We start from the raw sequence: 14,315 nt of genomic DNA, 5'->3' as shown, positions 1-14,315 counted from the left end.
ATTTTCGCGTTCACGGACGAACGCACTGGTTACCGGCTGATGGCTACGCGCTGCGCACCCTTGAAGCTGTCGGTACCGGAGATCACGATGCGGTCGCCTTCCTTCAGGCCTTCGAGGACCTCCACCTTGTCGATGCTGCTCACGCCCACGCGGATCGGCGTCTTGGTGGCGATGCCGTCCCTGACCACGTAGGCGTAGCTGCCGCCGGATTCGTCGACGAAGGAGCCGCGCTGCACGGTGAGCACGTTGTCGCGCTTGTCGAGCAGGATGCGCACGGACAGGCGCTGGTTCTGGCGCAGCTCCTTCGGCGTGGTGCCCTCGAAGCGCACGCGGGCGGCCACTTCGCCATTCACCACTTCGGGCGAGATCGCGCTGACCAGGCCTTTCCACGTGCTGCCGTTGCCGCTGATCTCGCCGGTCATGCCGATGGCGAGGTCTCGCGCGAAGCTCTCCGGCACCTTCACCTCCACTTCCAGCGCGGTGAGGTCGATCACGCTGAGCAGTTGCGCGTCCTTCGCCACGGTGGCCACCGGCGCGACGAACAGCTGACCGACCTGGCCGTCCACCGGCGACTTCACGTTGAGGTCGTCCACCTGGCGCTGCAGATCCTGCACCGCCAGCATCTGGTTGTCGTGCGCCAGCTTCTTCGCCTGGATGTTGAAGTTGAGGCTGTCGTTGCTCATGCCGAGATCCGCCTTGGCGTGCGCCAGCGTGATGCGCGCCTTCTCCAGCGCATCCTTCGACTGATCCACCTCCACCCCGGTGGCGGCGCCGGCGGCGAACGCCTTCTGCTCGCGGTCGAGGTTGGTCTCGGCGCTCTTGGCGTCGATCTGCGCATCGTCGTAAGCCTTCTGCAGGGCGCCGCGCTTGGTGCGCGCGTCCACCTGCGCCTGCAGGTAGTCCACCTGCATCCCGTCGGCCTTGGACTGCTCCTGTGCCAGCTTGTTGCGCAGCTCGGGGCTGTCGATCACGGCCATCACCTGGCCCTTCTTCACCGCGTCGCCGGCATGCACGAGCAGCTTCACCGCGCCGCCGTAGGTGGCATAGAGCGTGGGGCTGTTCGCCGCCACCACCTTGCCCTCGGCGGCGATGTCGCGCACGAACGGCCCGCGCTCGACGGTGGCGAAAGCCAGCCGCGACGCGCTCACCGAGGCGTCGGCGGAAAACAGGCGGAGGATGCCCGGCATGGCGAGCGCCAGCACCACCAGCAAGGCCACGCCGCCGCCGATGAACAGCAGGCGGCGCTTGCGGTTGGGCTTGATCTCGACGATGCGGTCTTGAGCGGAAGTGTCGCGGATCATCGTGTGTTCCCTTGCCGCGGACAGTGCGGCCCCGACCTGTACTCAGCAATCCACGTGCCAAGCCGGCGCCCAGGAAAAACACGATTCAAGGCAACAACTTGCCGAATACCCTCGCGACGATTCCGCTGTCCGCGGACACTGCGCGGACAGCGGACAGGCCCGAGAGCCGGTCAGGCCAGCAGCAAGCCCTCGGCCCGCGCGATGCCGCGTGCGATCTCGCCGCCCAGCGTGGAAATACGCATGGCCGGCACGGCATCCAGTACATCGAATGCGGCCAGTCGGCGACAGCGGAAATCCAGCAGTTGCGCGGCTTCGACGCGCATGTCGTCGATCCGCCGGCGATTCGCCGAGGGCGCCGGCACGGCAGCAGCCTGCAAGGCATCCCAGCCCAAGTAGTCGCTGTCCGGCAGCAGGTGCAGGCGCGCGCACAGGCGACCGTCGCGGGCGCGGCATTCCAACCATTCGTGCGGGCCGTCGCTGCCGATGACGCTGGCCGCGACCAGCCAGCGCACGCGCAGCAACGGCGCGAGTTCGCCTCGCGCGGCGAGCAGGCCGGACTCGACGTCGTCCATCGTCGCCGGCGCCGCGCACGGCAAGTACAGCACGCATCCGGCGGCAGGCAGGCGACGCGCGAACTGTCGCGGCGCGATGCGCAACCAGCGGCGTTCCACCGCGACGCCGGCGGCGCGCGGACACACATGGGCGATATGGGTAGCCAGCCAGCCGAACATCGCGTTCTCCATCGTGGGCTGGCTGGCGCGGGCGCGACGAGGCGCCGTGCTGGCATGAAGATTCCCGCCTCGGGCCGGTCGCCGCGGAAACGGGAGGTAGCGCTTTACTTGGTGAGGATCAGCTTGTCGTTGCGGGTAAGGCGCAGGTGGTACTCGCTGCCCTGGTGCTGGATCACCAGCTCGCGCCCGCCGTCCAGCAGCGACTGGCTGCTGATGCGGCGCGCGGCGGGCGCCGGTTCCGGCACGTGCGAACGCAACGAAAGCCGCTGCAGCGGACGGGCAAGCCGGCTGCTCACGGCCGGCAGACTCAGGGTGGTGGCGATCGACATGGGCGGCTCCGCATCGGGGGTTGGGCGGAGTTGATGATAATAATTCTCATTAACATGTCAACCATCCCCCACCGCCCGCGCGATGCGCTGGCGCAGCGCCTCGTCCAGCTTCGGCAGCACGTCCAGCGCGGCCAGGTTGTGCTCCAGTTGCTCCAGCCGGCTTGCACCCAGCATCACGGTGGAGACGTGCGGGTTGGCCGCGCACCACGCGATGGCGAGTTGCGCGGTGCTGCAACCCAGCTCGTCCGCCAGCGGGCGCAGGCGACGCACCTGCTCCACGCGTTTGCCGCCCTCGCCCAGTACGCGTTCGCGCAGCCACGCATAGTCGGGGTGCGCCAGCCGCGAATCCGACGGCACGCCGTCGTCGTACTTGCCGCTGAGTAGGCCCGAGGCCAGTGGCGACCAGGTCGTGGTGCCCATGCCGTAGTCGCGGTACAGCGACGCGTATTCCACCTCGACGCGCTCACGGTGCAGCAGGTTGTATTCGGGCTGCTCCATCACGGGTGCAGTGAGGTGGTTTTCCTTCGCGACCTGATGTGCCTCGACGATGGCCTGCGCCGGCCACTCGCTGGTGCCCCAGTACAGCACCTTGCCTTGGCGCACCAGCATGTCCATCGCCGCCACGGTCTCCTCGATGGGCGTGTCGGGGTCGGGTCGATGGCAGAAGTAAAGGTCAAGGTAATCCACGCGCAGGCGCTGCAACGCCTGATGGCAGGCCTCGATCACGTGCTTGCGCGACAAACCGCGCTGCGTGGGCCGGGGATGCTCCTGCGCACCGAAAAACACCTTGCTCGACACGCACCAGCTGTCGCGCGGGAAACGCAGGTCGGCCAGCACGTCGCCCATCAGCGACTCCGCCTCGCCGTTGCCGTAGGTTTCCGCGTTGTCGAAGAAGTTGACGCCGCGATCCCACGCCAGCGCCAGCAGCTCGCGCGCCAGCGAGCGCCCCACGCCCTTGCCGAACGTGGCCCAGGCGCCGAAGGAAAGGACGGAAAGCGGCAAGCCGGAACGGCCGAGGCGGCGGTATTGCATGGGGAAACTCCATCGGGGCAAGGCGGGCGATCTTCCGCATGCTGCGTCGGCGCCGGCGACGAATGCAAGCCGTGCCCGCGCGTTACCCAAGATAGGGGACTTGCTTTTGGATCGAGGCAAGTCTTGCCTATAGTAGTCGCCACATCATGTTCCCAAGGCTCCGCATGGATCGTCGCCGTTTCCTGATCGCCGGTTCGGCCATCGCCTCGCTCGGCCTGCCGCGCGCCAGCCATGCCGACGCCGTTTTCGCACCCGACGACGACGGAACGCGTCCGCGCCCCACGCCGCAGCAGCTGCGCTGGCAACGCGACGAGCTGGCGATGTTCGTGCACCTCACAGTGAACACCTTCACCGGCAAGGAATGGGGTGACGGCACCGAATCGCCAACGATCTTCAACCCGCGCAGGCTGGACGCACGGCAATGGGCGCGCACGGCGAAGCAGGCCGGCTTCCGCAGCATGATCCTCACCGCCAAGCACCACGACGGCTTCTGCCTGTGGCCCACCGCCACCACACAGCACTCGGTGAAAAGCAGTCCGTGGAAAAACGGCCACGGCGACGTGGTGCGCGAATTCACCGACGCCTGCCGCGCCGAAGGCCTGGGCGCCGGCCTGTACCTGTCGCCGTGGGATCGCAATGCCAAGGTCTACGGCAGCGGCGCGGCCTACAACGACTACTACGTCGCCCAGCTCACCGAGCTGCTCGGCAACTACGGCAGGATCGTGGAGGTGTGGTTCGACGGCGCCAACGGCGAAGGCCCGGACGGCCGCAGGCAGGCCTACGACTGGCCGCGCATCCACGCCACCGTGCGCAGGCTGCAGCCCGACGCGATCATGTTCTCCGACGCCGGCCCCGACGTGCGCTGGATCGGCGACGAGAAGGGCGTGGCCGGCGAAACCTGCTGGGCCAGCGTCGACCCGGCCAGCGTGCCCTACCCGGGCTATGACCGCCCCTGGGTGGGCGACCTGCTGGGCCACGGCGATCCGCACGGCAGCGCGTGGCGCCCTGGCGAATCCGATGTGTCGATCCGTCCCGGCTGGTTCTGGCATCCCGAGGAAAACGACAAGGTGCGTTCGCCCGACGACCTGATGGGGCTGTACTTCAGCTCGGTGGGGCGCAACAGCAAGCTGCTGCTCAACGTGCCGCCGAACCGCGACGGCCTGTTCGAGGACGTTGACGTCGCCTCGCTGCAGGGCTTCGCGGCGAGGCGCACCGCGCTGTTCGCCGCCGACCTGCTGCAAGGCGCCAGCGTGCGCGCCAGCAGCAGCGACCTCGCGCACCCGGCCGCCAGCGTGCTCGACGCCGATCCCGACGCGTACTGGAGCGCCGCGCGCAGCGTGCGCAACGCGTGGCTGGAAATCGAACTGCCGCGCGAGATCGAATTCGACACGCTGGAACTCGGCGAGGCCATCGCCCTCGGCCAGAACATCGCCAACCATCGCGTCGAGACGTGGAACGGCCGTGCGTGGCAGCCGCTTGCCTGGGGCACCACCATCGGCCACAGGAAACTCGCGCGCTTCGACCCGGTGCGCACGACCAGGCTGCGCGTGCTGCTGGAATTCGCCTACGGCACGCCGCGGCTTTCGCGCGTGGCGGCGTACCGCGGGCCGGATCGCCGCTACGGGCCGGGGCACGACGAGAAATAGCGTTGGGTGTGGCTACACGCCGCGCCTTATCTGGACACTGGAGACTCTCCCACCCGTCATCCCGGCGCAGGCCGGAGGAGCTTCACAACAGCGAAGCTGGTCATCCAGTGACGGCAAGGCCTGAACGAACACAATCGCTACTGGATTCCGGCCTGCGCCGGAATGACGGGCAAAGCCCCCCAAGCGTTTTGCCCTGCCTGCATCGTCAGCGCACGAAGCGCAGCGCAATCGCCAGCACCGCCGCCGCGAACACGCCGGCGATCACGTCGTCCACCATCACGCCCAGGCCGCCCTTGAGGCGGCGGTCGAACACGCGGATCGGCCACGGCTTCCACACGTCGAACAGGCGGAACAGCGCGAAGCCCGCAAGCACCGTCCACCACGGCGCCACCAGCGCAGGCAGCAGCGCGATCCACTGGCCGACGAATTCGTCCCACACCAGCGCACGGTGGTCATCCACGCCCAGCGCGCGGCCGGCCATCTCGCAGGCCCACACGCCCAGCGCGAAGCCCAGCGCGATGGCCAGCAGGTTGAGCGGCAGCGAGAGTTCGCGCAGCAGCAGCCACGGCAGGATCGCCGCCAGCGAGCCGAAGGTGCCCTGCGCCACCGGCGCGAGGCCGGAGCCGAGCCCGCAGGCGATCCAGCCCGCCGGCGTGGCGAGCAAGGCGCGGCGTTGCGCGGGCGTCAGGGTCTTGCGTTCGGCGGATGCGCTCATGGCGCGAAATGATCCCAGCCTTGGCGCGCGGACTCCAGCCATGCGCCGTCCGCGTCGCGCACGCGCACGCCCGTGCCAGCCACGATGCGGCCGATGCGCGTGGCGCCGCAGCCGGATCGCGCAAGCTCGTCCCGCACCTCGTCCGCCCGCGCGGCAGGCACGGTGAAGCACAGTTCGTAATCGTCGCCGCCGGTCAGCGCGAAGTCGCGCGCGGCGGCCTCGCCGAACGCACCGAGCAGGGCCGGCGAATGCGGCAGCAGGGCTGCGTCGATCTCCGCGCCGACGCCGCTGGCCGCACAGAGGTGGCCAAGGTCGGCGAGCAGGCCGTCGGAAACGTCGAGGCAGGCGCTGGCGCGTCCGCGCAATGCCAACCCGGCCGCCACGCGCGGCACCGGCCGGCTCAGCCGATCCAGCAGGAAATCGCGCATGGACGTCTGGACGTCCATCTGCGATTGCAGGCAGCGCAGGCCGGCCGCCGCATCGCCCAGCGTGCCGGTGACCAGCACCGCGTCGCCCGCCTGCGCGCCGGCGCGGGTCAACGCCTGCCCCGGCTGCACGAAGCCGTGCACGGCCACGCTGAGCGCGAGCGGGCCGCGCGTGGTGTCGCCGCCCACCAGGGCCAGACGATACGGGTTCGCCAATTGCGCGAAACCCTCGGCCAGACCGTCGACGAAGGCCGCGTCGGGGCGCGGCAGGGTCAGCGCCAACAAGGCCCACGCCGGCGTGGCGCCCATCGCGGCGAGATCGGAAAGGTTCACCGCCAGCGCCTTCCAGCCGATGTCGGCGGGTGCCGTGCCAACGGGGAAGTGCACGCCCTCGACCATCGTGTCGATGGCCACCGCCAGCTCCTGCCCCGCAGGCACGGCCAGCAGCGCGGCGTCGTCGCCGATGCCAAGGCGCACGTCCCCGCGCGGCTGCGCGGTGCGCTCGCGGATGCGATCGATCAGGCGGAATTCCATGGCCGGATGGCCTCAGGTTTCGTCGCGCACGTACACGCGAACCGGCACGTCGCGATAGGTCACCTCGTGCAGGAAGACGAAGCCGGTATCCATGGCCAGCCGGATCGAGGCCGCATTGCCTAGCTCGATGATGCAGGCGGCGCGATGCACACCGAAGTGGCTCCTGCCCCACGCCAGCACGGCGGCCAGCGCCTCGCGCGCATAACCGTTGCCCTGCGCGTCGCGGGCCAGCGCCCAGCCGAGTTCGGGCATGCCGTCCAGCGGCGGCTCGATCGGACGCCTGGCGTCCATGTAGCCGATGTCGCCGATCATGCGACCGCCGGCCTTCTCCTCGATGGCCCAGAAACCGTAGCCCAGGAGCACCCACATGCCCGGATAGCGCAGCAGGCGCATCCATGATTCCTGCGGCGTGGAAGGCTTGCCGCCCATGTAGCGGATCACCTCGGGATCAGCCCAGAGCGCGGCCAGCGGCTCGAAGTCGTCCACGCGATGGCCGCGCAGGCGCAGGCGCGGGGTTTCCAGCACCGGCACCAAGCCGTCCGCTGCGGACGCTGCGCCGGAGCACAGCATCAGCCGCGCTTCTCGACCGTGCGCAACTCGCCGGCCAGCTTGTCCAGCACACCGTTGACATAGCTGTGGCCGTGGTCGGCGCCGAAGCGCTTGGTGACCTCGATCGCCTCGTTGATCACTACGCGGTACGGCACGTCGGGGCGGTGCTTCAGCTCGTACGCGGCCAGGCGCAGCGCGGCGCGCTCGATGGGATCGACCTCGGCCACCTCGCGGTCGAGGTAGGGGCGCAGCGCGGTATCCAGTTCGGCGACGTGATGCTCCACGCCGTGCAGCAGATCCTCGAAGTAGTCGAGGTCGGCCACTTCCATGTCCTGCTCGTGGCGGAACTGCTCGATCACCGCGTTCATGTGGCTGCCGGACAGCTGCCACGCGTACAGCGCCTGCAGCGCGCGGCGGCGGGCGCGCGAGCGCGCGGCGAGGTCGATGCCTTCGGGGCGTGCGTGCATCACAGTTGGCCGTACAGGTTGACCATCTCCAGCGCGGCGATGGCCGCGTCGGCACCCTTGTTGCCGGCCTTGGTGCCGGAACGCTCGATGGCCTGCTCGATGCTGTCGGTGGTGAGCACGCCGAACGCCACCGGCACACCGGAATCCAGCGCTGCCTTGGCCAGGCCCTTGGCGCACTCGCCGGCCACGTAGTCGAAATGCGGCGTGGAACCGCGGATCACCGCGCCCAGCGCGATCACCGCGGCGTACTTGCCCGAGGTCGCCAGCTTGTGCGCGGCCAGCGCGATCTCCCAGGCGCCGGGCACGCGCACCAACTCGATGTCGTCGTCCTTCACGCCATGGCGCACCAGCGCATCGCGCGCCCCGGCCACCAGCGGCTCCACGACGAAGCCGTTGAAACGGCCCGCGACGATGGCAAAGCGGCCCTTGGGCGTGGCGAAATCGCCTTCGATGGTTTTCATGCGGGAATGATCCTGAGCGGGCAGCAAGCCCATGCGAGGCGGGTATTTTACGAGTTTGGGGGCGGCGGTGCTTGCATCGGGCGTCCCCGCACCCATGGAAAGGGCACGCCAACCGGGGTTCCCGCCATGAGCAAGCGCATCCTCCACGTTGTCACCAACGTCGCCCACTACGCCGATCCGTCCGAGCCGACCGGCCTGTGGCTATCCGAACTGACCCACGCCTACCAGGCCTTCGCCGGCAAAGGCTGGGAGCAGCGGATCGTGAGCCCGCAGGGCGGCGTCTCGCCGCTGGAGCCGCGCTCGCTCAAATGGCCGAACCTCGACGCCACCGCCAAGGCCTGGCTGGCCGACGACGCCCGCATGGCGCTGCTGTCGGCAACGGCGCGGCCCGAGCAGATCGACCCGGCGGAATTCGACGCGATCTATTTCACCGGCGGCCACGGGGTGATGTGGGACTTCCCCGATGACGCGGAACTTCAGCGGATCACGCGCGACATCCACGAGCGCGGCGGCATCGTTGCTGCCGTCTGCCACGGCTATTGCGGCCTGCTGAACACCAGGCTGTCGGACGGCACGCTGCTGGTCGCCGGGCGCCGGATCACCGGCTTTGCGTGGACGGAGGAGGTGTTGGCCGGGGTCGCCCGCAAGGTGCCCTACAACGCCGAGCAGGCCATGAAGCAACGCGGCGCGCGCTACGAGAAAGCCCTGCTGCCGTTCACTCCGAAGGTCGTCGTCGACGGACGGCTGGTGACCGGCCAGAACCCGCAATCGGCCAGGGCGACGGCGGAGAGGGTGGCGGCGTTGCTTTGAGGGTAGTGCGCGGCGGCGCTTCCGCCGACCCGCATGATTGCCTTGCCCTCACCCGCCATCGCCCATGCCCACCGCAACGGTTTGCCATCCGGCGCAGCCCCGGCCACTTTCCTGGAGTTTCAGGGGACGCCTGCGGCTAGGCTCACCTCGGTTTGCCACCTCGACAAGCCTTGCGGCCGGCTATCCGGCCGGCCCTGCATCTCGCGACATTCCGGCTAGCGCTCCCGTACCTGCGACACATGTACGCCCGCACCCAACCGAGGCACCGCAGTCACGTCGCCAGGGGGCGTCAAACGCGCTTGCCCACGCCGGCTCCGGGTGAGAGGATCGCTGCATGGTCGCCGCCTCCGAGGAAAGGCTGCAGGATTAGGCTGCAGGATTAGGCTGCGGGAATAGGCGGCGCGATCAGGGGAACCCTTTGATTTATGTAGGAAGCTTCCGGCAGTTGCGGCTCGATCTACCGGATTAGGCTGCTGGATTAGGCTTCATTCAACAATCGAATTTAAGTTAGGCTTCAAACAACAACTGAAGGGGGATGTTATGAAGAACCTAGTGATTGTGCTGTTGGTCCTTGGCCTTGCAGGCTGCGCCTTCGGTAATGGCTATACCAAGTTCTATCGGGCGGTACCGGGCGCCACACCTGAGGTAATCGCACAGTTACGTGCAGCTCCCGCACCAGACATGCCACTAGTAGATCACGCGTTGAAATTCCCTGACCCGAAGCCGTACGCCCAACAAGGATACGTCGTAATCGGCTATTCGTCGTTCAACAGCGGACACAACGAACCTGACACCGAGGCCATAAGCCAAGCCAAGAAACTGGGCGCGGATCTCGTTGTCATCGTTGACCCAAGCTATACCGGTTCGGTCACGAGCCAGATTCCACTTACAACGCCAACCTCAACAACCTCGTATACAAATGGCTCCGCCACCGCCTATGGTTCCGGGGGTTCGGTTACGGCATACGGCAACGCTACGACCACAACGTATGGCAGCAGAACAACATATATACCCATGACGGTAAACCGCTACGACTACGGCGCCGTCTACTTCGTGAAGCAGAAGTTCATTCTCGGCGTCCAGTGGCGCCCCCTCAAAAGCGAAGAGCGCCAACTTCTTCAGTCAAACAGCGGGTTGTACGTAAACACCGTAGTAAATGGCACTCCTGCATTCCGCAGTGACATATTGCCGGGCGACATCGTTGAGTCCGTGAATGGACAAAAGCTGTACGACCCGAAGGCGGCGTCCGCGTTGCTGGATCAGTGGAGAGGGCAAGACATCACCGTAACTATCTACCGAGCGGGCCGTGTTCTTACCAAAAGCGTTCACCTCAATCAGTGAGCGTTGCCGTATCGCCAATCAGCCTAACTAGTCGGTCAAGCGGACGGCGTTCCGCCGCCGCTTACCTCCAGCGTTAGATGCAAGGAGCACACATGGCAAACGAGGCAGATAGCCGTCATCGCGCAAAAGAAGGAATAGTCATCTGCCTTCGTGATCTCGGCGACGGGAATTCCCGCCTGATCTTCGATGATGTTGTTGCGGACGATCCAACCGCACGCGAACGGATATGGCGGCACAAAGTTTTCTTTACACACAGCGCGTACCCCAACGATCACTTAGACAACATGGAGCTGTCAGACCAGCAGTTTCAACAAATCGGCGAAGCCGTCGTAGCGCGCCTCTTGGCAATCAACAAGCGGGTCAAGTAGGTGGCTACTCGCCAAACATCTAACAACTCGTTCAAGGCGGACGGCTTCGCCGCCGCTTAACTCAAGCGTTAGCCGTTATCAACAGGGGAAAGTCATGGCACATGAAGTACGCGTCAAAATCGACACCGCCGTCGTCGCCCACAAAGATTTCGAGGTAGTGGTTCGCTCCGATGATGGGAAGCTCGGCACCTTGCTCATCAGCAAGGGAAACATCGAGTGGCTTCCAAGGGGTAATTCGGTAAACAAGCGTCGTTTGTCTTGGGCAAAGTTCGCCGAGTTCATGGAAGAGCACGGAAAGCCGGCAAAGGCCAAGTAACTTGGGCTCGGCTAACAACTCGTTCAAGGCGGACGGCTGCGCCGCCGCTTAACTCAGGCGTTAGTCGGTAGCTTGTTGTTGCTTCATCGGTTCGTGTGTTTCACCCAGCTTTACGGCAGCTTGCAGTCCTTCGCCTCGGCAACCTTGTTCGTGGCGCTCGGCAAGTCTTCCGCCTTCAGAGCTGGCAGTTGGGGGTTGTCAGTTGCTCAAGCTCTGCGCTCAGCCCGGCCAAGCGTCGTCGCCTGTGCGCACCGCGTAGCAACCGTCTAACTCTTCGTCCAAGCGGACGGCCCTGGCGGGCCGCCGCTTAACTCAGGCGTTAGGGGCTAGGCCATGTGGGCAAACTTCAGCGGCATGCCAAAGCTTCTAAAGTTTCTAACTGCGCATGCGGCATGTTGCTTCGTATTCTTGGTCATATCGGTCATTCCAATCGACTCATACGCTATACAAGGTCGGCACGTCACTTACGCTGAGTGGTGGAGCAGCGGCGCCGGCGTACTTGCCTCCTTGCTAGGCATCGTTGGCCCATTCACCGCCTGGGCTCTAGCGTCAAAACAGCCATATGCTCGCGCCGTGTATTTGGGTTTCCTGGCGCTCGCATTCGTAGCACCATGTCCATTCTTCGGCATGCTAGCGTATGTTCTTCCGGGCCTGCTGGTCGTTGGTGTCGGTACGTTCTACATGTACAAGTGGCAGAGCGTGCAGGTCTACTTCGCCCCTAACCAGTCATTCAAGGCGGACGGCTCCGCCGCCGCTTAATTCAAGCGTTAGGCGGTAGCTTGTTGTTGCTTCATCGGTTCGTGTGTTTCGTCCAGCTTCACGGCAGCTTGCAGTCCTTCGCTTCGGAAACCTTGTTTGTGGCGTTCGGCAAGTCTGGGTTCTACCCCGAAATCACGGACGGTTGTGAAAGGGTGGAAAACTTCAGATCCTGCCTTGCCTGCCTGCGCCGCATCCTCGAATTGTGGAACCGCTCAATGTATTCGAACACATCGGCTCTTGCTGCATCGAGCGTCGGGTACCTCATGCGGTAGATGCGCTCACGCTTGAGCTGGCCGAAGAAGCCCTCGCAAGCCGCATTGTCCCCGCAATGGCCGACCGCGCTCATCGAGCACACCAACGCATTGGCCACCAGATAGTCCTGGTAGTCGCCGCTGCGGAACTGGCTGCCGCGATCCGAATGCAGGATCACCGGCTCGCCTCCCTGGCGCTGCCATACCGCCATCTGCACGGCCCGGATCACCATCTGCCGGTCTTGCCGATGATGCATCGACCCACCCACGACCCGGTGGTCGAACAGATCCAGCACGATGCACAGATACAGCTTGCCTTCGTCGGTCTTGATCTCGGTGATGTCGGTGACCCACTTGGTCTCCGGCTCCAGTGCGGTGAAGTCCCGTTCCAGCCTGTTGCGCACGCCCGGTGGGGCCAGCCCCGGTTGACCCCGCTGGCCGCGTCGCTTCTTGCGTGGCCAACCCTGCAGGCCATCGGCCGCCATCAGGCGCGCGACCCGGTTCAGGCTGGCCGACTCGCCTTCCGCGGCCAGATCCTCATGCATCCGTCCCGCTCCCAGCACGCCACGGCTGTCCTCGTGCAGTTCACGGATACGGCCGAGCAGGCGATCGTTGTCGGCTTGGCGGGCACTGGGCGAGCGCTTGCTCCAATCGTAGTAGCCGCTGGTCGACACACGCAGACAGCGGCACATCAACCGAACCGGAAACTCGTCGCGGCAACGTTCGATCACCCGATACCTCAGGATGATCCCTTGGCAAAGAACGTCGCCGCTTCGCGCAAAAAATCCCGCTCCTTCTTCACGCGCGCCAGCTCGCGTTTCAGGTGCGCCAGCTCCTCGTCCCGGGGCGTCCCGGTTCCGCCGAAGGCCACCTTGCCCTGGCTCTGGGCTTCACGCTTCCAACGGGTCAGCAGGTTCTCCCCGATCCCCAGCTCGCGGGCCACCTGGGCACAACTGACACCCGGTTGGCGGGCCTGCTCAACCGCGCCGCGCTTGAACTCTGCACTAAACTTCCTTCGCTTCGACATGAACACTCCTCAGGGCCTCGATCGGCCTTCTCGTAAGTGTCCGTGAAATCGGGGGGGGAACCCGTAATTCCGGACTCTAAACCGACCCGCTACTCAAGGCGGGGGGACGTCGCAGTCAGTTCAGATGCAAAAAGGCCCCATGTTCCTCCACGTCATTAACCACAAAACATATCACCGCGGCTGGGTGAGCCAGATGTTCTTTGATACTGGCATGGATCCACCGGAAACTGATCTTTCGGTTTATCTGAAAGGCTCAACTCCATAAGATCATGGGGTCGCAGCCTAACAATTCGTTCAAGCCGACGCCGCTTCGCGGCGCGGCTTAACTCAGGCGTTAGCCCCACCGCAGCGCTATAGGACTTAACATGAAGAAGATTTGGTTATTTTGTACCTGTTTAGCATTTAGCAACAACATCACATTGGCTGAAGCAGCGTCTACGCCGGGAACAATAACCGTCCGCACCGAGCACCACCCACGACCTCCATATTCGGAGGCCACTTATTATATTTACGAGCGTGACAACAAAGTGATTTGTACAAAAATTCAGGTATGCGACAAGTACGGGAACTGCGTGTCTAACTACAAACTTGGTGCTTATCACGATGAATATGGAGATGACAGCATTACTTATCAATCGACGCCGGCAGTTGTGATTCCGCAAGAGAAGCTTCGAAAGCATTTATGTTTAACTAAGTTCTCGCTTCTCCGGAGCCAGTAACGTAGCGGCTAACAACTCGTTCAAGGCGGACGGCTTCGCCGCCGCTTAACTCAGGCGTTAGGTGGCGCAACAGCCGACACATCCTCCCCATGAACCACGAACAACCCATGCCGTCGCTAGAAGGTTCCTGCCATTGCGGAGCGGTGCGTCTTACGCTGCCGGCGGCACCAGAGGACGCCACGAGTTGCAACTGTTCGTTGTGCCGTCGCACGGGTGGGATCTGGGCTTACTACCCTTTCGGGGAGGTGTCTATCCAAGGTCACCCTGAGAACACTGAAAGCTACATCTGGGGCGACCGAACCTTGAGGAACGTCCGGTGCAAGACCTGCGGGATCGTCACTCACTGGGAGCCGCTTGAACCCACGCCTGGCGCCCGCCATGGAGTGAACCTGCGGAACTTTGAACCCGCGCTCTTGGAGTCGGTCGTCGTCAGGCGCTTCGATGGAGCGCATACCTGGAAATTCCTGGATTGAGCACTTGCCGCTTTTCGTATCGGGCGCACGGTTCCACAGATGCTGCCTAGCGATTCGCCCA

18 protein-coding genes and 1 pseudogene are annotated in these 14,315 nt (G+C 65.0%); 9 read left to right on the top strand and 10 right to left on the bottom strand.

Translation table 11 applies throughout. From position 1 onward, the window contains the following. Positions 1-29 precede the first annotated feature (29 nt). The 4 genes from ACZ5Z2_RS05145 to ACZ5Z2_RS05130 all read right to left on the bottom strand — a co-directional run bounded on the left by ACZ5Z2_RS05145 (position 30) and on the right by ACZ5Z2_RS05130 (position 3,393). Positions 30-1,301 (bottom strand): efflux RND transporter periplasmic adaptor subunit, encoded by a 1,272-nt coding sequence (locus ACZ5Z2_RS05145; RefSeq protein WP_464760880.1) that lies wholly within the window; start codon positions 1,299-1,301, stop codon positions 30-32. 170 nt (positions 1,302-1,471) lie between these two features. Then, complete coding sequence (locus tag ACZ5Z2_RS05140) at positions 1,472-2,032, bottom strand: hypothetical protein (RefSeq protein ID WP_464760879.1); 561 nt, start codon at positions 2,030-2,032, stop codon at positions 1,472-1,474. 104 nt (positions 2,033-2,136) lie between these two features. Next, positions 2,137-2,361 (bottom strand): hemin uptake protein HemP, encoded by a 225-nt coding sequence (gene hemP / locus ACZ5Z2_RS05135; RefSeq protein WP_464760878.1) that lies wholly within the window; start codon positions 2,359-2,361, stop codon positions 2,137-2,139. 57 nt (positions 2,362-2,418) lie between these two features. Beyond that, positions 2,419-3,393 (bottom strand): potassium channel beta subunit family protein, encoded by a 975-nt coding sequence (locus ACZ5Z2_RS05130; protein ID WP_464760877.1) that lies wholly within the window; start codon positions 3,391-3,393, stop codon positions 2,419-2,421. A gap of 164 nt (positions 3,394-3,557) precedes the next feature. On the opposite strand from ACZ5Z2_RS05130, the gene ACZ5Z2_RS05125 reads away from it, so the two are divergent. Continuing rightward, a complete protein-coding gene (locus ACZ5Z2_RS05125; protein ID WP_464760876.1) occupies positions 3,558-5,039 on the top strand; it encodes an alpha-L-fucosidase in 1,482 nt (493 codons plus the stop codon). Positions 5,040-5,244: 205 nt separating this feature from the next. Here the strand turns inward: ACZ5Z2_RS05125 and ACZ5Z2_RS05120 are convergent, their stop codons facing one another. The 5 genes from ACZ5Z2_RS05120 to ribH are packed head-to-tail and all read right to left on the bottom strand — an operon-like array spanning position 5,245 to position 8,190. Then, positions 5,245-5,754, bottom strand: coding sequence for a phosphatidylglycerophosphatase A family protein (locus tag ACZ5Z2_RS05120; RefSeq protein WP_464760875.1), 510 nt, complete (start codon positions 5,752-5,754; stop codon positions 5,245-5,247). Next, positions 5,751-6,713, bottom strand: coding sequence for a thiamine-phosphate kinase (thiL, locus tag ACZ5Z2_RS05115; RefSeq protein WP_464760874.1), 963 nt, complete (start codon positions 6,711-6,713; stop codon positions 5,751-5,753). Before thiL ends, ACZ5Z2_RS05120 begins: the two co-directional genes overlap by 4 nt. 12 nt (positions 6,714-6,725) lie before the next feature. Further along, entirely contained in the window at positions 6,726-7,283 is a 558-nt protein-coding gene (locus ACZ5Z2_RS05110; RefSeq protein ID WP_464760873.1) for a GNAT family N-acetyltransferase, read from the bottom strand. Next, positions 7,283-7,729, bottom strand: coding sequence for a transcription antitermination factor NusB (gene nusB / locus ACZ5Z2_RS05105; RefSeq protein ID WP_464760872.1), 447 nt, complete (start codon positions 7,727-7,729; stop codon positions 7,283-7,285). Before nusB ends, ACZ5Z2_RS05110 begins: the two co-directional genes overlap by 1 nt. After that, on the bottom strand, positions 7,729-8,190 hold the full coding sequence (gene ribH / locus ACZ5Z2_RS05100) for a 6,7-dimethyl-8-ribityllumazine synthase (RefSeq protein ID WP_464760871.1): 462 nt from the start codon (positions 8,188-8,190) through the stop codon (positions 7,729-7,731). The genes nusB and ribH overlap by 1 nt, the downstream gene beginning before the upstream one ends. Positions 8,191-8,316: 126 nt before the next feature. Here ribH and ACZ5Z2_RS05095 point away from each other — a divergent pair, with 126 nt between their 5' ends. The 5 genes from ACZ5Z2_RS05095 (at position 8,317) to ACZ5Z2_RS05075 (ending at position 11,784) form a co-directional block, all read left to right on the top strand. Beyond that, complete coding sequence (locus tag ACZ5Z2_RS05095; protein WP_464760870.1) at positions 8,317-9,000, top strand: type 1 glutamine amidotransferase domain-containing protein; 684 nt, start codon at positions 8,317-8,319, stop codon at positions 8,998-9,000. 540 nt (positions 9,001-9,540) lie between these two features. Then, positions 9,541-10,341 carry a PDZ domain-containing protein gene (locus ACZ5Z2_RS05090; RefSeq protein WP_464760869.1) on the top strand — a complete coding sequence of 267 codons (801 nt, stop codon included), beginning with the start codon at positions 9,541-9,543 and terminating at the stop codon, positions 10,339-10,341. 92 nt (positions 10,342-10,433) lie between these two features. Continuing rightward, positions 10,434-10,709 (top strand): hypothetical protein, encoded by a 276-nt coding sequence (locus tag ACZ5Z2_RS05085; RefSeq protein WP_464760868.1) that lies wholly within the window; start codon positions 10,434-10,436, stop codon positions 10,707-10,709. 94 nt (positions 10,710-10,803) lie between these two features. Next, positions 10,804-11,025, top strand: a complete 222-nt coding sequence (locus ACZ5Z2_RS05080; protein WP_464760867.1) for a hypothetical protein — start codon at positions 10,804-10,806, stop codon at positions 11,023-11,025. A gap of 627 nt (positions 11,026-11,652) precedes the next feature. Beyond that, positions 11,653-11,784, top strand: coding sequence for a hypothetical protein (locus ACZ5Z2_RS05075; RefSeq protein ID WP_464759780.1), 132 nt, complete (start codon positions 11,653-11,655; stop codon positions 11,782-11,784). Positions 11,785-11,905: 121 nt separating this feature from the next. Here the strand turns inward: ACZ5Z2_RS05075 and ACZ5Z2_RS05070 are convergent. Next, a protein-coding gene (locus tag ACZ5Z2_RS05070; RefSeq protein ID WP_464758604.1) for an IS3 family transposase occupies positions 11,906-13,062 on the bottom strand; the annotation gives its coding sequence in 2 pieces (ribosomal slippage) (positions 11,906-12,822 and positions 12,822-13,062; 1,158 coding nt in all). A gap of 121 nt (positions 13,063-13,183) precedes the next feature. Here ACZ5Z2_RS05070 and ACZ5Z2_RS05065 point away from each other — a divergent pair. The 3 genes and pseudogenes from ACZ5Z2_RS05065 to ACZ5Z2_RS05055 form a co-directional block, all read left to right on the top strand. Further along, positions 13,184-13,327, top strand: a pseudogene (locus tag ACZ5Z2_RS05065) (DinB family protein); the annotation flags it as partial. A gap of 100 nt (positions 13,328-13,427) precedes the next feature. Then, on the top strand, positions 13,428-13,781 hold the full coding sequence (locus ACZ5Z2_RS05060; RefSeq protein WP_464760866.1) for a hypothetical protein: 354 nt from the start codon (positions 13,428-13,430) through the stop codon (positions 13,779-13,781). An 89-nt stretch (positions 13,782-13,870) separates the two neighbouring features. Beyond that, positions 13,871-14,254 carry a GFA family protein gene (locus ACZ5Z2_RS05055; protein WP_464760865.1) on the top strand — a complete coding sequence of 128 codons (384 nt, stop codon included), beginning with the start codon at positions 13,871-13,873 and terminating at the stop codon, positions 14,252-14,254. The last annotated feature ends 61 nt before the right edge of the window (positions 14,255-14,315 follow it).

Source organism: Rhodanobacter sp. G1 (assembly GCF_055397855.1).
Note: the sequence above shows the minus strand (reverse complement) of the source record. Positions and strands in the feature narration are given on the sequence as shown.